The following is a 19,367-nucleotide window of genomic DNA, read 5'->3' on the forward strand; positions in this document are numbered from 1 at the left end:
TCGTCGCCCCGCGACGATCTTGGCAGAATTCATGTCGATTCCGCCATTTATGGGGTTCCGTTTACAAATACATTTGCCTATAAGCCGCTTCTAGCCTGAAAATATTGCCCATGCGCCCCGACCGGTGATCTCCCACCCTGGCCGGCTTTTTGCGCAACGAAAAAACGGATGAGAGCCCATGCCGAAGCGCCAAGATATCAAATCGATCCTCATTATCGGTGCAGGACCGATTGTTATCGGGCAAGCTTGCGAATTCGACTATTCGGGAACACAGGCCTGCAAGGCACTCCGAGAGGAAGGCTACCGGGTCATCCTCGTCAACTCCAATCCGGCAACGATTATGACCGATCCGGGCTTGGCGGATGCGACCTATGTCGAGCCGATCACGCCTGAAGTCGTCGCCAAGATCATCGCCAAGGAACGCCCGGACGCGCTGCTGCCGACGATGGGCGGCCAGACGGCGCTCAACACCGCTCTGTCGCTGAAGCGCATGGGCGTGCTCGATCGCTACAACGTCGAGATGATCGGCGCCAAGCCCGCCGCCATCGACATGGCTGAAGACCGCGCCCTCTTCCGTGAGGCCATGGCCCGCATCGGCCTCGAAACCCCGCGTTCCATGCTGGCCAACGCCACCGACATCAAGGATGCTGACCGCAAGACGCATGAGGCCGAGCGCAGCAAGCTCAAGGCACAGCTTAACGGTGCCGAACTCGACAAGGCGCTCGATGCGCTGGAAAACCAGTGGAACCTCGGCGAGAGCGACCGCAAGCAGCGCTATATGAGCCATGCGATGGCAATTGCCGCCCAGGCGCTCGACCATGTCGGCCTGCCCGCCATCATCCGCCCGTCCTTCACGCTCGGCGGCACCGGCGGCGGCATCGCCTACAACCGCTCGGAGTTCTTCGAAATCGTCGGCGGCGGCCTCGATGCCTCCCCGACCACGGAAGTGCTGGTCGAGGAATCGGTGCTCGGCTGGAAGGAATTCGAGATGGAAGTCGTCCGCGACACCGCGGACAACTGCATCATCATCTGCTCGATCGAAAACATCGATCCGATGGGCGTCCACACCGGCGACTCGATCACCGTTGCTCCGGCGCTGACGCTGACCGACAAAGAATATCAGATCATGCGCAACGCCTCGATCGCGGTCCTGCGCGAGATCGGCGTCGAAACCGGCGGTTCGAACGTTCAGTTCGCGGTCAATCCGAAGGACGGCCGCCTCGTCGTCATCGAAATGAACCCGCGCGTCTCGCGTTCGTCTGCGCTGGCATCGAAGGCTACCGGCTTCCCGATCGCCAAGATCGCCGCCAAGCTCGCCATCGGCTATACGCTGGACGAACTCGAAAACGACATCACCGGCGGCGCGACCCCGGCCTCTTTCGAGCCGTCGATAGATTATGTCGTCACCAAGATCCCGCGCTTCGCCTTCGAGAAGTTCCCCGGCGCCTCGCCTGTTTTGACCACGGCCATGAAGTCGGTCGGCGAAGTCATGGCGATCGGCCGCACCTTTGCCGAATCGCTGCAGAAGGCTCTGCGTGGCCTTGAAACCGGCCTGACGGGCCTCGACGAGATCGAAATCCCCGGCATCGAGGAAGGCGAAGGCAGCCAGAACGCCATCCGCGCCGCCATCGGCACGCCGACTCCGGACCGCCTGCGCATGGTCGCTCAGGCGCTGCGCCAGGGCATGAGCATCGAAGAAGTGCATGAAGGCTGCAAGATCGACCCCTGGTTCCTCGAGCAGCTGAAGAACATCGTCGACATGGAAGTGCGTATCCGCGAGCACGGCCTGCCGCAGGATGCCGCCAACCTGCGCATGCTGAAGGCCATGGGCTTCTCCGACGCGCGTCTCGCGACGCTGACCGGCAAGCGCCCGAAGGAAGTGGCCGAGTTCCGTAACTCTCTGAACGTGCGTCCGGTCTTCAAGCGCATCGACACTTGCGCCGCTGAATTCGCCTCGCCGACGGCCTACATGTATTCGACCTACGAAACGCCTTTCGTCGGCGCCGCCCGCTCCGAAGCGCAGGTTTCCGACCGCAAGAAGGTCGTCATCCTTGGCGGCGGCCCGAACCGTATCGGTCAGGGCATCGAATTCGACTATTGCTGCTGCCATGCCGCCTTCGCGCTGAAGGATGCAGGCTACGAAGCGATCATGATCAACTGTAATCCAGAGACGGTTTCGACCGACTACGACACGTCGGATCGGCTCTATTTCGAGCCGCTGACAGCCGAAGACGTCATCGAAATCCTGCGCGCGGAGCAGGAAAAGGGCGAAGTGGTCGGCGTCATCGTCCAGTTCGGCGGCCAGACGCCGCTGAAGCTCGCCGAAGCGCTCGAAAAGAATGGCATCCCGATCCTCGGTACCGCGCCTGATGCGATCGATCTTGCCGAAGACCGTGACCGCTTCCAGAAGCTCTTGATGAAGCTGGACCTCAACCAGCCGAACAACGGCATCGCCTATTCGGTCGAGCAGGCGCGCCTCGTCGCCTCCGAAATCGGTTTCCCGCTGGTCGTGCGCCCGTCCTACGTTCTCGGCGGCCGCGCCATGCAGATCCTCCATTCGGAAGGCCAGCTGCAGAGCTACCTGCTCGACACCGTTCCGGAACTGGTGCCGGAAGACATCAAGCAGCGCTACCCGAACGACAAGACCGGCCAGATCAACACGCTGCTCGGCAAGAACCCCCTGCTCTTCGACAGCTATCTTGCCAATGCCATCGAAGTCGACGTCGACTGCCTGTCCGACGGCACCGACGTCTACGTCGCCGGCATCATGGAACATATCGAAGAAGCCGGCATCCACTCGGGCGACTCCGCCTGCTCGCTGCCGCCGCGCACGCTGTCGCCTGCCATGATCGATGAGCTGGAACGCCAGGCGAAGGCCATGGCCAAGGCGCTCAATGTCGGCGGTCTGATGAACGTCCAGTTCGCGATCAAGGACGGCACGGTCTACGTGCTCGAAGTCAACCCACGCGCCTCGCGCACGGTCCCCTTCGTCGCCAAGACCATCGGCGCGCCGATCGCCAAGATCGCGGCCCGCGTCATGGCCGGCGAGAAGCTGGATGCGACCTTTGCCGCCTATGGCGAAAAGCCCGATCCGCGCAAGCTGAAGCACATCGCCGTCAAGGAAGCCGTCTTCCCCTTCGCTCGCTTCCCCGGCGTCGATACCCTGCTCGGACCGGAAATGCGTTCGACGGGCGAAGTCATCGGCCTCGACACCGATTTCGCGCTCGCTTTCGCCAAGTCGCAGCTCGGCGCCGGCGTCGAACTGCCGCGTGACGGAACGGTGTTCGTCTCGGTTCGCGACGACGACAAGCCGCGCGTGCTGCCCGCCATCCGCATGTTGGCCGAACAGGGCTTCAAAGTGCTTGCAACCGGCGGAACCCAGCGCTTCCTGGCCGAAAACGGCATAGAAGCGACGAAGATCAACAAGGTGCTTGAGGGACGTCCGCATATCGAGGATGCCATCCGCAACCGTCAGGTCCAGCTCGTCATCAACACGACCGACAGCAACAAGGCGATCTCGGATTCGAAGTCGCTTCGTCGCGCGACGCTGATGCAGAAAGTGCCCTACTACACCACCATGGCCGGCGCCGAAGCAGCAGCTATGGCGATCAAGGCACTGAAGGCCGGCAACCTCGAAGTACAGCCGCTGCAGAGCTATTTCTGAAGCAGCTCATTCGATAGTAAGGAGCGTGAGCAGGATAGCCGGCTCACGTTCTTTGCGGCCCCGTCAGCCGGTCGAATGGTCAAGGAGCTTCAACAGGAGCTTTTCCTTAAACCTTCGAATTTTCTGGCTTTCGTCTGTCGCAATCTGCTATAGGTGACAGAATAACGGCTCTGGATGGTTCCGAAGTACCCCTTCGGGACCTGTTTTCTTTTGTGTCTGCAGCAGAGCAACAGGGAGTGAAGGACAAGAAAAATGGTTGAAAAGGTACCGATGACGCAGAACGGGTTCGTCAAGCTGCAGGAAGAACTGCGCTGGCGTCAGCAGGAAGAGCGCCCGCGAATCATCGAGGCAATTGCAGAAGCACGCGCCCATGGCGACCTGTCCGAAAACGCCGAGTACCATGCAGCCAAGGAAGCCCAGAGCCACAACGAAGGCCGCATCACTGAACTCGAAGACCTGACGGCGCGTGCCGAAGTCATCGATCTCACCAAAATGTCCGGCTCGAAGATCAAGTTCGGCGCCAAAGTGAAGCTTGTCGACGAAGACACGGAAGAAGAGAAGATCTACCAGATCGTTGGCGATCAGGAAGCCGATGTGAAGGCAGGCCGCATCTCCATCTCCTCCCCGATCGCCCGCGCCCTGATCGGCAAGGAAGTCGGCGATTCCATCGAGGTCAATGCACCCGGCGGCGCCAAGGGCTACGAAATTCTCTCCATCACCTGGGGCTGATCGCCCGTGCGCGATCGCGAGTCAGCGCATGCGAGCGATCTCCGCGAGATCGAAATCATAGCAACGAATTTCAAACGCCGGCTTTCCGGCGTTACCTCGACGATCGTGCAGCTCATCCCCAAGCAGGTCGAGCTCGGTTATCATATAGCAACGCTCGGCCCCGGCCTTCCGGAAGGCCTTCCAAGGCTCGGCTGGCTGCGCCTGCCCGGCCTCTGGATGAAGCCACGCCGCTATCGCGTGCGCATCTGGCATGCCCGCCGCAACAATGAGATGCTTGTCGGCTTGCTGCTGCGCTCCGTTCTGCGCATGCGTTTGAAGCTGGTCTTCACATCGGCGGCCCAACGCCGCCACACCGGCTATACGCGCTGGCTCATTCGCCGCATGGATGCCGTGATCGCCACCAGCACGCGCTCCGGCAGTTTTCTCGAAGTGCCGCACACCGTCATCCAGCACGGCGTCGACCTCAACAGCTTCCATCCGCCGGAAAAGCCTGATGACCGCATGGCGGCTACCGGCCTGCCCGGCACCTATTTGATCGGCTGCTTCGGCCGCGTCCGTCACCAGAAGGGCACGGATCTCTTCGTCAAGGCGATGATCGAGCTCTTGCCGCAATACCCGGACTGGACGGCGGTGGTCTGCGGCCGCGTAACATCAGAGCATCGAAGCTTCGGCGATGAGCTGGAGAAGATGGTGGCAGCCGCAAGCCTCGGCGACCGCATCCGCTTCATGGGCGAGGTCGACGACATCAAGCCCTGGTATCGCCGCGCCACCCTCTATGTCGCCCCTTCCCGCAATGAAGGTTTTGGCCTGACACCGCTCGAAGCCATGGCCTCCCGCACGGCTGTCGTCGCATCGGATGCCGGTGCCTATGCCGAGATGATCGTGCCGGACGAAACCGGCGCTGTCGTGCCTGCAGGGGATGGCGAAGCCCTGACCAGAGCGATCGCCTTTTACCTTGCCAATCCGGAGGAAGCCCTTCTCCAAGGCGAGAATGCCGTACGCCATGTACGCAGCGATTTCGCGCTGGAAAAGGAAGCGACCGCCATCGGCGACGTCTACAAGCGATTGCTCGTCGCCAACAAGTGAACGGTTCGATCAGCGATCAAGAGCGATGCGGTTGTGCTCGATGAAATCGATCATCGAGCGATCCTCTACCATATCTTCCTCGATGCTTTTGACGATGGACAGGACCTTGTCCCGATATTTCGTCGCACTGCTGTCATAGGTCCATCCCCGTGCCAGCTTCTCCATCAGTTCCTGCCGGGATTTCGTATAGTAGTGGTTCAGCTGGAGAAAACGGTTGGAATAGAACTCGGGCGACTTACGCGCCCGCCGCGTAAACCGCTCGCCGGCGTCATTGGCGGTCAGATCGCCATAAGCACGCGTTTGGAACTGATGCACGCTGACCTCGGTCACTTCACACGGATCGACGATACATTTGAAATTGCTGACATTTTCCTTTGATGTCATCGGATCGGCGCCACGCATCGTATAGTTCAGCGCCAAAGGCCCGTCCGGCGGCGTATCATGGCCGCTGGAGGCAAACATGTGCCAGGGCAGCGAGACATTCGGAAAATCGCCCACCGCTTCCAGCGCCTGTTCGACGGTCGCAGCCTGCTTCGGCAGAAGGAACTCGTCGACATCGATGAAAACCATCCAGCGGTAGTCGCCACCAAAATTCAGGATTGCGTGCGCAAAAGTGATGACCTGCCCGTTCAGCACCACCGACGTCGCCGCATCGCGCATCCGCCCGGCCCAGGGAATGATCGTCAGCGCTTCTTCATTGAGCAGGCTTCGAAGCAACGAGCAGGTCTCATCCGTTGAGCCGTTGTCATAGATATAGAAGTGGCGAATACCGACCGCTTGGTGGAAGCGCACCCATTCCTCAATATAGCGGGCCTCGTTCTTCACGCAGGCGGCAATGGCGACGCCGTGGCGCCCTGCCCTTGGTTCGGGCGGATCGATGGAGAGTTTCTTTGCATCGGACGCTTTGGGCTTCAGCCAGCGCGTAAGCTTCATTCCTGCAACCTCAATTTCAATCCGGCACGACCGTTGCCGCCCTCTCAAGCAGGCATCACGTCTTCGGCTTCACGGCAAACCTGTCGTCATAACCGAAATCATATTTCAGCAGCGCCGAAATGGGAGAATAATTGACAAAGGAAACACCGCGCTCCGCCGCAATTCGCCGGGCAAAGGCGAGATGTTCGATGATGCGGCCTTCGGCGCGCGCAATGCCAGAAAAGGCAGTATCGCCGGCGGTCTCGTAGAAGCGGGGCTCGCCAGCATTGGATATGTCGATCCCCAAAAAGCCAACTTGATGCTTTGCGCAGTAAAGGGCGAATTGCAGAGCCGAGACGGCAACGGACCCGCCCAGAAAGACCCCACGATCCGGCGAGAGCGAAAAACCTGCAGAACCCTCGGCATCCAGCCGTACATATTGTAGTTTCTTGAGATCCTCGACCGAGCGGCGGCGCGCGCCATAGGGCTTGCGGATGTCGTCGATCAGGATGATGGTCTTGTCCGCCAGCCAGCTTTTGTCGATCTCGCAAAGCGCGCGCAGCACCGCCACGGAAAACAGGCAAAGCGCGCCGGGAGCCACCTTCTCGCGCAGCATGTCGAGATGCCGCCAGACAAAACGCTCATCTTCGACGGCGATTGCCAATGGCTCGGAAATCCGATCGCCCGATAGGCCAATAGCACCGTTCAGAAGAATGGCGCTGCGGAATTCCAGACCGCTCAGATTGCAATCGCGAATTGATGGACCAGAGCCGACGATATAGACCGCATCGCCGCAACGTTCGCGCAGGCGGTCCATGCCGGCAAGGCTCGCGACCTTGACGCCCCGGTAAAGCACCTCGCTGACATTCTGGCTGCGGACGATGCTGAGTCCCGGAAACCAATCCTGCACATGAGCCCGCGAGCCACCCAGGAAAAGGCGCACGCCGGATTTGATCAGCGATCGATGCCAGGGGCGATCCGCCATTCGCCTAAAGCTCCACCAGACCCAGCTTCTTGACCTGCCTGATGGTCAGCATGGTGCGCACGGTGTCGACATGTTCATTCGCCGTCAGAACCTCGATGACGAAATCCTGGAACCGCGTGAGATTTTCCGCAACACAGTGCAGCAGGAAATCACTGTCGCCGGACACCATCCATGCCTGCCGAACCAGCGGCCATGCCGAAGTTGCACTGGCAAAAGCCTTGAGGTTCGCTTCCGACTGATGCTTGAGGCCGACCATGCAAAAGGCCACGAGATCGAAGCCCAGTTTCGGGCTGTTCAACATGGCGTGATAGCCTTCGATAACGCCTGCCTCTTCCAGCTTGCGCACGCGGCGCAGGCATGGCGGTGCCGAAATGCCAACCCGGTCTGCGAGCTCGACGTTGGTCATGCGTCCATCCCGCTGGAGTTCCCGCAGAATCTTGATATCGATGGCATCGAGCTCAGCGCGAAGCACTTTTTTGCCTTTCTTTAATTCCCCCTCGCCAGCTTCTATATAAGGCAGGAAAATACGCAAGAAAGTTTCTCTCGCGTAGTTGATTCTTACACAAAGCAGATTTGCTCTGTGTGTAATGCAAGGCTGCCCTTGAATAAATGCATAAGGCAATCATAAATGAAGCAGCGGATCGCGAAATCGCCTGCTTTGCGCGCTTGAAGCCGCGGTTTCCCAATCGCCGAAATTGAAAGGACTGACTATGCCTGCCCGCCACACGAAGGTGCTCATCATCGGTTCCGGCCCAGCCGGTTACACCGCCGCGGTTTATGCCGCGCGCGCGATGCTGCAGCCGGTTCTGATCGCCGGTCTCGAACAAGGCGGCCAGCTGATGATCACGACCGATGTCGAGAACTATCCGGGCTTTGCCGATCCGATCCAGGGGCCATGGCTGATGGAGCAGATGCTGCAGCAGGCCCAGCATGTCGGCGCCGAGATCGTCAACGACCTCGTGACGGAAGTCGATACCAGCAAGCGTCCTTTCGTCGCCCATACCGACAGCGGCCAGGTCTGGACCGCCGACACGCTCATCATTGCTACCGGCGCGAAGGCAAAGTGGCTCGGTATCGAAAGCGAGCAGCATTTCCAGGGCTTCGGCGTCTCTGCCTGTGCCACCTGCGACGGCTTCTTCTATCGCAACAAGGACGTGATCGTGGTCGGCGGCGGCAACAGCGCCGTCGAGGAAGCGCTTTACCTTTCCAACATCGCCAAATCGGTGACTGTGGTGCATCGCCGCGACACTTTCCGTTCGGAAAAGATCCTGCAGGAGCGTCTGTTCGCCAAGGCAAACGTGAGGATACTCTGGAATACCGAGGTTGCCGAGATCACCGGCACGCCGGCCAAGCCGCCGATGCCGCCATCGGTCACGGGGGCCCGCCTGCGCGATGCGCGCACTGGCGCCATCACCGACATGCCGATCGACGGCGTCTTCGTTGCCATCGGCCATGCGCCGGCAACCGAGCTGTTCAAGGGCAAGCTGAAACTGAAAGACAATGGTTATCTCTGGACCGCACCGGATTCGACCGCGACAAACGTGGAGGGAATCTATGCCGCCGGTGACGTGACCGACGATACGTTCCGGCAGGCGATCACAGCAGCGGGGATGGGCTGCATGGCCGCGCTTGAGGCAGAACGCTACTTGACCGGGCACATGCCCGTCGCCGTGGCTGCGGAGTGATGCAGCCGATGAGGGGAAACGGCATGCCATTGGATTGGGACAAGCTGCGTATCTTTCACGCGGCTGCCGAAGCGGGTTCGTTCACGCATGCGGCCGACAAGTTGCATTTGTCCCAATCCGCCATCAGCCGACAAGTCAGCGCTCTCGAGCAGGATGTCGGCATAAAACTCTTTCATCGCCATGCGCGCGGCCTCATCCTGACGGAACAGGGTGAGTTGCTCTACCGCACCGCCCATGACGTTCTGCTGAAGCTCGAAACGGTCAAGATGCAATTGACCGAGACGACCGACAAGCCGAGCGGCAAGCTACGGGTTACTACGACGGTCGGCCTCGGCCAGGGCTGGCTGACCGACAAGATCCAGGAATTCCTGCAGCTCTATCCCGACATGTCGATCCAGCTCATCCTCGACAACGAAGAGCTGGACGTGAACATGCGCCACGCAGACTGCGCCATTCGTCTGCGCCAGCCGCAGCAATCGGATCTGATCCAACGCAAGCTCTTCACCGTGCACATGCACGTCTATGCCGCCCCCTCCTACATCAACCGCTACGGCGAACCGCAGTCGGTTGAGGATCTGGACGAGCATCGCATCATCAGCTTCGGCGAGCCGGCACCGAATTACCTGCTTGACGTCAACTGGCTGGAGATCGCCGGCCGCTCATCCGACAATAAGCGCGTGCCGCATCTGCAGATCAACAGCCAGACGTCGATCAAGCGGGCCTGCCTGCTCGGTATCGGCATCGCCGTGCTGCCGGACTATATCGTCGGTCGTGACCCCGGCCTCATTCAACTGGCGATCAATGCAGATGTGCCATCCTTCGACACCTATTTCTGCTATCCTGACGAGATGAAGAACGCGGCCAAGCTCAAGGTTTTTCGTGATTTTATCGTGGCGAAAGCTCGTAACTGGAATTTCTGACGAAGGTAAGCCACTGATAACGAACTCTTTTTACGGCTAGTATATCAGCCACGCATATGACGCATAGCTGATATGCACAAATGAGAGTTGAAGCCTGCACATTTAACTACCATATCGCACATAGCTGATGCACACGGTGGCTTTTCCTCCCAGTTCCACCGCATTGGCTGTTCCCCTCTGGAGGTTTTTGACCTTCATACCTATAGGGCCCTGGTTTACTCCGGAGGCCCTTTTTTTTGCCCTTTTGCTGCTGACGTAGCAAACGCATAACTGCCATGCACAAAAAAGCATTGCGCACTGCACAAATTAGCATCATAACGCACTCAGCTGATGCACACGGTGGCTTTTCCTCCCAGTTCCACCGCATTGGCTGTTCCCCTCTGGAGGTTTTGACCTTCACACCTATAAGGGCCCTGGTTTATACCGGTGGCCCTCTTTTTTTGCCCATTTTCTAAGCACACGCTCCGGCTGCCTTGCAGAAAATAATGTTCTGCGCCGCCCTTGATATATCGAAAAGCATCGATACATAAATCGAAATTATTCGATATTCATGCGGTGAACGCCATGGACAAGAACGAGATATTGAAGGCTCTGGCCCATCCGGCCCGGCTCGAAATCCTCAACCACCTGAAAGACCCGTACGCTCATTTCCCGACCCAGGAACACCCGCTGGAGCTTGGCGTTTGCGCCAGCCAGTTCGAACGCTGCGGCCTGTCACAGTCGACCGTATCGGCCCATTTGAGCACGCTGCATCGCGCCGGTCTGGTGACGACGCGACGCCTCGGCCAATGGATTTTCTACAAGCGCAACGAGGAGACCATCGCCGAATTCCTCGAAGCCATGCAGAAGGAACTGTGAAGATGCGTCATGCGCTCCTCGTGCTCGCGCTCAATTCCTTCGCCATCGGCGCAACCGAAAAAGAAGAGGCACCTACCTCTTCCTGATCCCCTCCTCCTCTCTTTCTTCTCTCCCTCATAGAAAGGACTACCCCATGACCAAATTGTTCGAACCGACGAAGCTCGGCGATATTTCCATCGCCAACCGCATCGTCATGGCGCCCCTGACGCGCAATCGCTCGCCGAATGCTGTGCCGAACGATCTGAATGTCAAATATTATGCCCAGCGCGCGACCGCGGGCCTGATCATCACCGAGGCAACGGCAATCACCCATCAGGGTCAAGGCTACGCCGACGTTCCCGGTCTCTACAGCAAGGAAGCACTGGACGGCTGGAAGAAGGTGACGGACGCGGTACACGCCAATGGCGGCAAGATCGTCGTGCAGATGTGGCATGTCGGCCGTATCTCCCATACCACCCTGCAGCCGAATGGCGGCAAGCCGGTCTCGTCGACCTCCAGGCGCGCTGAAAACTCCAAAACCTATCTGGTCAACAGCGATGGCACCGGCGGCTTTGCCGACGTTTCCGAGCCGCGCGCACTCGAAACCTCCGAAATAGCGGGCATCATCGAAGATTACCGCAAGGCCGCCCGCGCTGCGATCGATGCCGGTTTCGACGGCGTCGAGATCCATGGCGCCAACGGCTATCTGATCGACCAGTTCCTGCGTGGCGACATCAATGACCGTACCGACCAGTATGGTGGCTCGATCGAGAACCGCACCCGCTTCCTGTTCGAAGTGGTCGATGCCATCACCAAGGAAATCGGCGCAGGCCGCACGGCGATCCGCATCTCGCCGGTCACGCCCTCTGGCGACGCCAGCGATCCCGCCCCGCAGCAGCTCTTCACTAAGGTCGTTGAAGGCCTGGCGAAATACGGCCTCGCCTATATCCACGTCGTTGAAGGCCAGACCGGCGGCAAGCGCGACTTCCTGCCTTTCGACTACGATGCGCTGCACACGGCCTATAAGGCTGCAGGCGGCACGGCTGGCTGGATGCTCAACAATGCCTACACCCGTGAAATGGCGATCGAAGCCGTCGATAGCGGCAAGGCCGATGTCGTTGCCTTCGGCAAGCCGTTTATTTCGAACCCGGATCTCGTTCGCCGCCTGAAGGAAAACGCACCGCTTGCGACGTGGGATCAGGCAACGCTCTACGGCGGCGGCGCCAAGGGCTATGCCGATTATCCGACGCTCGACGAAGCAGCCTGATTAGGGCTTCCCAACCAGATTGCGCTTTCGACAAAGAGCCCTCGCAACTCATGCTGCGGGGGCTTTCCATATCGGCTTCTGAAGCGGGTGCAACGAGCCAGGCCGAACAGGCATCCGCGCGGTAAAGATCTCCTCACGCAGCTTGCAGGCAACCGATCGACGCCAGGCTGCTGCGAACCGCCTCATCGATCGGCGTATGAGGCTCTTCGCCGAGTGCAGCCACGAGCTTGTCATTCCGCATCTGCAGCGGCACGTCCCATAGATAGCTCATTTCGCGCAGTTCCCGCATCAATGTCACGAAGGGAGCGGCCAGCGGCACCATCCACCAGGGAAACGACTTCACCTTCACCCTATGTCCAAGCACACGCTGCACGGCTTCGATCATCTGCCTTCCGTCTCCATCCCAATGGCCACGCATATGATAGACGGCGAAGGCCGGCAGCTGGTCGCCCTTCTCGATCAACCGGATCATGGTTTCGGCGACATCAGGCAAATAGGCCCATTGATGGCCGACACCGCGCTTGCCCGGATAGGTCATCGAGCTGATAGGCTTGCCCGGCGTCACCATGGCTTGAGAAAACCAGCTGTTGGCGCGGGCGCCGCCGAAGAAATCGCCGGCGCGTACGATGATGACAGGGGTATCGCCCTGCTCTGCTGCCGCCCTCAGACGCCGCTCCATCTGCACGCGGATGGCGCCCTTGCGGGTCTTCGGCCGTTGCGCGCTGTCTTCCGTGACATTCGGGAACACATCGGGACCGAAATTATAGACCGTGCCGGGCAGCACGATGCGCGCACCGACCGCCTTGGCGGCGGCGATCGTATTGTCGAGCATCGGCAGGACGACCTTGCCCCAATTGCGATAGCCGGGCGGGTTGACCGCATGCACGATAACATCCGCACCTTGCGCGGCCTTCAGAACATCCTCCGCCTGCATGGCATCGCCCTGGAACCAGTCGAACTCCGGCTGGCGGCTGGCGGCCTCGGCCGCATTGCGGTTCAGTGCCCGGATACGCCAGCCGCGAAGGGCAAGCCCTTCCGCGACAGCGCCGCCAATGCCGCCGGTAGCGCCGAGTATCAGGGCCGTTTTGTTATTTTCTGTCTGGTTGCTCATGGTCATCTCCATCGGTTTCGATGAGCTGACTATGCTTCGCGCCGACGATAAACGAAATTGCCGAAAAATCTGCAGATGCTATACATAAATGTATGACATTACATTCTGATCCAAGCTGGGATTTCTATCGCACATTTCTCGCCGTGCTGGAGCACGGCTCGCTGTCGGCCGCTGCCCGCGAACTCGGCCTGACACAGCCGACGGTCGGCCGTCATATCGACGCGTTGGAGCAATCGGTCGGCGCGGAATTGTTCACGCGGTCGCAGCAGGGTCTGCTGCCGACCGATACCGCCCTCGTTCTGAAGCCTTACGCCGAGACACTGGCAAGTACCACCGCAGCCCTACTGCGTGCGGCGTCCAGCTCGAAGGACGAGGTCAGCGGCACAGTGCGCATCAGCGCCAGCGAGGTCATCGGTGTCGAAGTATTGCCGCCGATTCTTGCCAGGCTGCAAGCGCGTTACCCCGATCTGAACGTGGAGCTATCTGCCTCCGATGCCGTGGAGGATCTGCTGCAGCGTGAAGCCGATATCGCCGTGCGCATGGTCGCGCCGGCGCAGGAGGCGTTGTTGGCTCGACATATCGGCATCGTCTCACTCGGCCTGTTCGCGCATCGCGACTATGTCCAACACAACAGGAAGCCTGAAACCGTCGGGGAATTGCGCAGGCACAAGCTCATCGGCTTTGACCGCCAGACTGCCTATATACGCATGATGACGAAGCGCTATCCGATGCTCGAAGGCGCCACCTTCAGCTTTCGTTCCGATCACAGCATCGCGCTCCATAATGCACTGCGCGCCGGCATGGGCATCAGCTTCCTTCAAATCCCCTTGGCAAACCGCGATCCGAACCTCGTGCGCGTGTTGCCGGAGATTGAAGTGTCGATCGACACCTGGGTCGTCATGCACGAAAATCTCAAGACATCACCACGCTGTCGCGTAACGTTCGACGCTCTCGTCGAGGGATTGCTCGATCATATCAAGGAAAACAATCGGGAAGCATGATGGGATCGGCGGTTGAACTGGTGCCTTACGACCGTGCATGGCCGGAGGATTTCGAACACATTCGCGAAAAGCTCGAACGATTGCTGGCGCCCTACGCGGTCACGATAGAGCACATCGGTAGCACATCCGTTCCCGGCATCGCCGCAAAACCGCTGATCGACGTCGACATCATCCTGCGTAGTGCTGCCGATATCCCCGTGGCAACACAGCGCCTTCTCGACCAAGGCTACGAACCACGCGGCAATCGCTATGACGACGATGTCTGGGCCTTCATGCGGCGCGACGGCAGACCGCCGGAACGCATCTATCTCTGCCCGCCCAACAACCGGACGCACGAGCACAGGGTGATCTTTCGGGATTATCTTCGTGCGCACCCGGCAGAAGCCACGGCCTATGCAGCGCTGAAACTGGAGCTCGCCGAAATCCATCGGCATGACGGCGATCGCTACACCACCGAGAAGCGTCACTTCATCGACGCGATCATGGAAAAGGCATCAAATAAACCGAAGGGCTAAGCGCCAGGGGCAGTATCGACCGGCGGGAAATGCATCTGGCCGTCGATGACCTCAGTTTCGGGGCGATCACCGCCATCGGCATATTCCTCATGCCATTTGCCGCTCTCGTCCTGCCAACTGATTTCGGCTGAATCTCCCCCGATTTGCTGTTCGGCCGCCACGATCCTGGCTGCCTCTACCGCTTCGGAATGTGTTGGAAACGCTTCCGAATAAACGTCTCGGAAGCGGTAAGCCCATCCACCGTCATGCGGCACGATTTCGTAAACGACCTTGACCATTCAGACCCTCCTTCTCATCTGCCAAGACCTTCGAACCGGACGTTGCCGGCAGAATCGCGTGCATCTGAGACGGGTTCGAGAATGCCGCGGCATTGTGGTTGGGCAGACCTATCCGCGCAGTATTCCATTAAACCGCGTTAACTGCAAATTTCGCCCTCTTCCTTGCAAGCTTGATGTGCGAAATCCTTGCTTTAGAGTGCAACCGTGAATCGGCGCAAAGGTGGGGAAAGTGTTCACAGCGAAGTGGTTTAAGCAGGAAAAAGCCCTGTTCGTGGCATTGGCGATTGCCGTTATTGCCTATATCGGCGAGCATTCCATACTGGAAATGGGCCAAGGCGCAGCGATGGTCGCAGCCGCGGCATTGATCGCAACGATTGTACTGGCATCCATGCGTGTTGCCCATCATGCCGAGACCCTCGCCGTCAAGGTCGGTGACCCCTACGGCACGATGATCCTGACCCTTTCGGCCGTTGCGGTCGAAGTGATCATCCTTGCCATCATGATGAGCGGCGAGAGTTCGCCGACGCTGGTGCGCGACACGATCTATGCCGCCGTCATGCTCGATATCAACGGCATCCTCGGCCTTGCCGCCCTTCTCGGCGGGCTGAAGCATGGCGAACAGCCCTATAATGACGATTCCAGCCGAACCTATGGCGTGATGATCCTGACCGCCATGGGCATTTCGATGATCGTGCCGGAATTCATTCCCGATGCGAAATGGCACTATTATTCCGCCTTCACCATCGTCGCGATGATCGCCCTTTATGCGCTCTTCCTGCGCATGCAGGTAGGCAAGCACAGCTATTTCTTCAGCTACAGCTATCCACGCACGGAAAAGAAGCTCGCCACCGCCGATGATGAAGAGCATCATGATGAGGAGTCCACGACTACCTCGATCGTGACAATCCTGATCGGCGTCGTGCTGATCGGTGTGCTGGCGGAATTCATGTCGGCTTTCATGGATACCGGCCTCAAGGGCACGGGCGCACCGCCCGCCATCGCGGCTATCGTCGTCGCCGCCATTTCGGCAGCGCCGGAAATTCTAACGGCTTTGCGCGCAGCGCTTAGAAACCGTATGCAGGCGACGGTCAACATCGCCCTGGGTGCTTCGCTCTCGACCGTCATCCTGACGGTGCCGGTTATGGAGGCGATTGCGCTCTATACCGGCCAGCCCTTCATCATGGCGATGTCGCCGGTGCAGACGGTCATGGTGATGATCACGCTGATCGTCGCCGCGATCAACCTCAACGACGGCGAAACCAACGCCATCGAGGGCATGACCCATTTCATTCTTTTCGCCACCTTCATCATGCTGACGACGCTCGGTCTTTGATTCCAATTTCAAGGACTTGCGCCGACTGGCGGATTCAAATTGCGAAACGCTTGAATCAACGGATGAAGATGAAACCGGCAACCTGAATATGAAAAAGCCCGCCATCTCTGGCGGGCTTTTCAATTGAGCGATTATGACCCGCTTACTTGCAGGCGCCGCAGAAGCGCTGGATGCGACGGCAAGCTTCTTCGAGCAGCTCTTCCGAGGTCGCATAGGAGATGCGGAAGTTCGGGCCGAGGCCGAAAGCCGAACCGTGTACGACGGCAACGCCTTCCGATTCCAAGAGTTCGGAGACGAAATCCTCGTCCGTCTCGATAACCTTGCCGGTCGGAGCCGTCTTGCCGATCAGGCCGGCGCAGGACGGATAGACATAGAAGGCACCTTCCGGAACCGGGCACGAAATGCCCTTCGCCTGGTTCAGCATCGATACGACGAGATCACGGCGACCTTCGAAGATCTTCTTGTTGCGCGGAATGAAGTCCTGCGGACCGTTGAGCGCTTCGACGGCAGCCCACTGGGCAATCGACGTCGCGCCAGAAGTCTGCTGACCCTGGATCATGTCCATCGCCTTGATGAGCTGCAGCGGACCGGCAGCATAACCGATACGCCAACCGGTCATCGCATAGGCCTTCGAAACGCCGTTCATCGTCAGCGTGCGATCATAGAGGCTCGGCTCGACTTCGACCGGCGTGGCGAACTTGAACTCGCCATAGGTCAGGTGCTCATACATGTCGTCGGTCAGGATCCAGACATGCGGATGCTTGACCAGCACGTCCGTCAGCGCCTTCAGTTCATCATGCGAATAGGCGGCGCCCGACGGGTTGGACGGCGAGTTGAACATGAACCACTTGGTCTTCGGCGTGATCGCCTTTTCGAGATCGGCGGGCTGCAGCTTGAAGCTGTTGGCCTGCGTCGTCGCGACGAAAACCGGCGTACCGCCGCACAGCGCCACCATTTCCGGGTAGGAAACCCAGTAAGGCGTCGGGATGATGACTTCATCGCCGGGGTTCAGCGTCGCCATGAAGGCGTTGAACAGGATCTGCTTGCCGCCCGTGCCGACAATGGTCTGCTCGGGAGCATAGTCCAGATTGTTCTCGCGCTTGAACTTGGCGGCGATCGCCTTGCGCAGTTCCGGGATGCCGGAAACCGGCGTGTACTTCGTCTCGCCGCGATTGATCGCGTCGATGGCCGCCGTCTTGATATTATCGGGCGTATCGAAATCGGGCTCACCGGCGCCGAGGCCGATCACGTCGCGTCCTTTTGCTTTCAGCTCGCGCGCTTTCTGGGAAACGGCGATGGTGGCAGAAGGCTTTACACGGGAAAGAGCGTCGGCAAGAAAGGCCATGGTGATCGGTCCTATTCGGTTGAAAATGGCAGAAAGCCTGTGGACCAGATTTCTGCGCTAAGCTCTATGTCGAATATGGGCCGACGTTTCAAGCACAAAGGCGTCACAGTGGCTTTATTTCATGGCTTTCCGGGTCGTTCGCGTTGGCTTTTCTTATCCGGCTAGAAGCTTGCCCAAGAGACCCGCGCGCCGCTTTCGCCAAGGTCGGACCGACCGCAGCCGGGAACCCGCAGCCCCTCTCAACTTGAATCATCACGCGAAGCGCCTGAATCAGATTCTGAAGACGGTGGAAATTTCCAATACGGATCAGATACTTCCTCAACATCCGATTCTCATAAGGCAAGCTGGACACCCCCTTGCGCGGGAAACACCTCCACCTGCAGACGGGCTCGGAAGAGCTGAAAAGCTTCCTCTCATCGGAAGCGAGAACACAAAGACGTTATCGGCTCCGCAACCAGCCTTGAATGGCAACCGAACGGTCCCACCTTGCAAAAGCAAGCCTATTGGGGAGGTCGAACAGATGCGCGACGCCAGAACGGGAGTGGGCAGAACGGAATTTTCGATCGCCCTGATGGCCGGCGCACTGCTGTCAGCAACATCGGCACTTGCCGAACCGGCTCTGACCATCAAGACGCAAAAGGTGGACGTCAAGGTCGAGACAATAGCGACAAGGCTCGAACATCCCTGGGCAGTCCAAGTGCTGCCGGATGGCGCCTACCTCGTCACCGAACGCCCGGGTCGCATGCGGATTGTCCGTGACGGCAAGGTTTCCACGCCCATATCAGGCATGCCTGAGGTCTACGCGCGCGGCCAGGGCGGCCTGCTCGATGTTGAGCTCGACCCGAAATTCTCCGGTAATCGCACCCTTTATTTCACGGCCTCTGGAGCCGGTGACGGCGGAAGCGGCACGGCCGTCTTTCGCGCCAGATTGTCGCCTGACGAAACTCGGCTGACGGACGTGAAGCGCATTTTCCTGATGAACAAGCTCTCGCGCGGCAATATCCAGTACGGCTCGCGCATCGCGATTGCCCGCGACGGCAGCCTCTTCGTCAGCCTCGGCGATCGTGGCCAGCAGGATCGCGCCCAGGACTTTCACGACGATGCCGGCTCCATTATCCATATCGAAGCCGATGGAAGCATCCCCGCCGACAATCCGTTCAGCGACAGCAAGCGCGCCTTGCCCGAAATCTGGTCGAAGGGCCACCGCAATCCGCAGGGCATCACCTTCGACAGCGAGACAAACAGACTCTATACGGTCGAGCACGGTGCCAAGGGCGGCGATGAGATCAACACGCCTGAAGCCGGCAAGAACTACGGCTGGCCCGTTATTTCTTATGGCGTCAATTATAACGGCACGAAGATCGGCATCGGCACGGCAAAAGCGGGCATGGAGCAACCCCGCTTCTATTGGGACCCGTCGATCGCCCCCGGCGCCATCGTCGTCTATCGCGGCAAGATGTTTCCCGAATGGAACGGCGAATTCCTTGTGACAGCGCTGAAGTTCGAGCTGCTGTCGCGCCTGAATCGGGACGGCAAGGGCAAAATCACCGAACAGGAACGTATGTTTGACGGCAAATTCGGGCGCTTGCGCGATATCACGGTCGCGCCCGATGGTGCGCTGCTGATCACGACAGACGAGGACAACGGCACGCTTCTGAGGGTTTCGAGGGCGGCAAATTAGCCCTCAACGCTCCGTTTC

Annotated in this window: 17 protein-coding genes; 11 read left to right on the plus strand and 6 right to left on the minus strand. The window is 59.3% G+C overall.

All coding sequences use genetic code 11. The features are described 5' to 3' along the window. Window positions 1-178 precede the first annotated feature (178 nt). The 3 genes from carB (at window position 179) to ABOK31_RS10145 (ending at window position 5,479) form a co-directional block, all read left to right on the plus strand. Window positions 179-3,664 (plus strand): carbamoyl-phosphate synthase large subunit, encoded by a 3,486-nt coding sequence (gene carB, locus ABOK31_RS10135; RefSeq protein WP_349955938.1) that lies wholly within the window; start codon window positions 179-181, stop codon window positions 3,662-3,664. A gap of 252 nt (window positions 3,665-3,916) precedes the next feature. Next, complete coding sequence (greA, locus tag ABOK31_RS10140) at window positions 3,917-4,393, plus strand: transcription elongation factor GreA (protein WP_075851048.1); 477 nt, start codon at window positions 3,917-3,919, stop codon at window positions 4,391-4,393. 6 nt (window positions 4,394-4,399) lie between these two features. Next, window positions 4,400-5,479 (plus strand): glycosyltransferase family 4 protein, encoded by a 1,080-nt coding sequence (locus ABOK31_RS10145; RefSeq protein ID WP_349955939.1) that lies wholly within the window; start codon window positions 4,400-4,402, stop codon window positions 5,477-5,479. A 9-nt stretch (window positions 5,480-5,488) separates the two neighbouring features. Here the strand turns inward: ABOK31_RS10145 and ABOK31_RS10150 are convergent, their stop codons facing one another. From ABOK31_RS10150 to ABOK31_RS10160, 3 genes are read right to left on the minus strand one after another with little or no spacing between them, the layout of a single operon-like run. After that, the gene (locus tag ABOK31_RS10150) at window positions 5,489-6,412 is read right to left on the minus strand and encodes a glycosyltransferase family 92 protein (RefSeq protein ID WP_349955940.1); all 924 of its coding nucleotides are present in this window, start codon (window positions 6,410-6,412) and stop codon (window positions 5,489-5,491) included. A 55-nt stretch (window positions 6,413-6,467) separates the two neighbouring features. Continuing rightward, the gene (locus tag ABOK31_RS10155; protein ID WP_174180198.1) at window positions 6,468-7,376 is read right to left on the minus strand and encodes a glycosyl transferase; all 909 of its coding nucleotides are present in this window, start codon (window positions 7,374-7,376) and stop codon (window positions 6,468-6,470) included. Between the two features lie 4 nt (window positions 7,377-7,380). After that, a complete protein-coding gene (locus tag ABOK31_RS10160) occupies window positions 7,381-7,848 on the minus strand; it encodes an Lrp/AsnC family transcriptional regulator (protein WP_015340578.1) in 468 nt (155 codons plus the stop codon). A gap of 238 nt (window positions 7,849-8,086) precedes the next feature. On the opposite strand from ABOK31_RS10160, the gene trxB reads away from it, so the two are divergent. From trxB to ABOK31_RS10180, 4 genes are all read left to right on the plus strand, one after another. Beyond that, window positions 8,087-9,061, plus strand: coding sequence for a thioredoxin-disulfide reductase (gene trxB, locus ABOK31_RS10165; protein WP_174180200.1), 975 nt, complete (start codon window positions 8,087-8,089; stop codon window positions 9,059-9,061). Window positions 9,062-9,084: 23 nt separating this feature from the next. Then, window positions 9,085-9,981, plus strand: a complete 897-nt coding sequence (locus tag ABOK31_RS10170; RefSeq protein WP_174180202.1) for a LysR family transcriptional regulator VtlR — start codon at window positions 9,085-9,087, stop codon at window positions 9,979-9,981. 564 nt (window positions 9,982-10,545) lie between these two features. Continuing rightward, window positions 10,546-10,839, plus strand: coding sequence for a metalloregulator ArsR/SmtB family transcription factor (locus tag ABOK31_RS10175; RefSeq protein ID WP_174180204.1), 294 nt, complete (start codon window positions 10,546-10,548; stop codon window positions 10,837-10,839). A gap of 133 nt (window positions 10,840-10,972) precedes the next feature. Next, a complete protein-coding gene (locus ABOK31_RS10180) occupies window positions 10,973-12,085 on the plus strand; it encodes an alkene reductase (RefSeq protein WP_349955942.1) in 1,113 nt (370 codons plus the stop codon). Between the two features lie 133 nt (window positions 12,086-12,218). Here ABOK31_RS10180 and ABOK31_RS10185 read toward each other — a convergent pair whose 3' ends face one another. After that, window positions 12,219-13,196, minus strand: a complete 978-nt coding sequence (locus ABOK31_RS10185; protein WP_349955943.1) for an SDR family oxidoreductase — start codon at window positions 13,194-13,196, stop codon at window positions 12,219-12,221. Window positions 13,197-13,288: 92 nt separating this feature from the next. On the opposite strand from ABOK31_RS10185, the gene ABOK31_RS10190 reads away from it, so the two are divergent. Beyond that, on the plus strand, window positions 13,289-14,197 hold the full coding sequence (locus ABOK31_RS10190) for a LysR family transcriptional regulator (protein ID WP_349955945.1): 909 nt from the start codon (window positions 13,289-13,291) through the stop codon (window positions 14,195-14,197). After that, a complete protein-coding gene (locus ABOK31_RS10195; protein ID WP_349958918.1) occupies window positions 14,197-14,712 on the plus strand; it encodes a GrpB family protein in 516 nt (171 codons plus the stop codon). The genes ABOK31_RS10190 and ABOK31_RS10195 overlap by 1 nt, the downstream gene beginning before the upstream one ends. Here the strand turns inward: ABOK31_RS10195 and ABOK31_RS10200 are convergent. Then, on the minus strand, window positions 14,709-14,990 hold the full coding sequence (locus ABOK31_RS10200) for a DUF2188 domain-containing protein (RefSeq protein ID WP_092711617.1): 282 nt from the start codon (window positions 14,988-14,990) through the stop codon (window positions 14,709-14,711). The two genes, ABOK31_RS10195 and ABOK31_RS10200, sit on opposite strands and share 4 nt — an antisense overlap. Before the next feature lie 229 nt (window positions 14,991-15,219). On the opposite strand from ABOK31_RS10200, the gene ABOK31_RS10205 reads away from it, so the two are divergent. Continuing rightward, window positions 15,220-16,323, plus strand: coding sequence for a calcium:proton antiporter (locus ABOK31_RS10205; protein ID WP_349955947.1), 1,104 nt, complete (start codon window positions 15,220-15,222; stop codon window positions 16,321-16,323). A 142-nt stretch (window positions 16,324-16,465) separates the two neighbouring features. Here ABOK31_RS10205 and ABOK31_RS10210 read toward each other — a convergent pair whose 3' ends face one another. Beyond that, window positions 16,466-17,668, minus strand: a complete 1,203-nt coding sequence (locus ABOK31_RS10210) for a pyridoxal phosphate-dependent aminotransferase (RefSeq protein WP_349955949.1) — start codon at window positions 17,666-17,668, stop codon at window positions 16,466-16,468. A 520-nt stretch (window positions 17,669-18,188) separates the two neighbouring features. Here ABOK31_RS10210 and ABOK31_RS10215 point away from each other — a divergent pair. Continuing rightward, window positions 18,189-19,349 (plus strand): PQQ-dependent sugar dehydrogenase, encoded by a 1,161-nt coding sequence (locus ABOK31_RS10215; RefSeq protein ID WP_349955950.1) that lies wholly within the window; start codon window positions 18,189-18,191, stop codon window positions 19,347-19,349. The last annotated feature ends 18 nt before the right edge of the window (window positions 19,350-19,367 follow it).

The organism is Rhizobium sp. ZPR4 (assembly GCF_040215725.1).
Lineage (GTDB): Bacteria > Pseudomonadota > Alphaproteobacteria > Rhizobiales > Rhizobiaceae > Rhizobium > Rhizobium rhizogenes_D.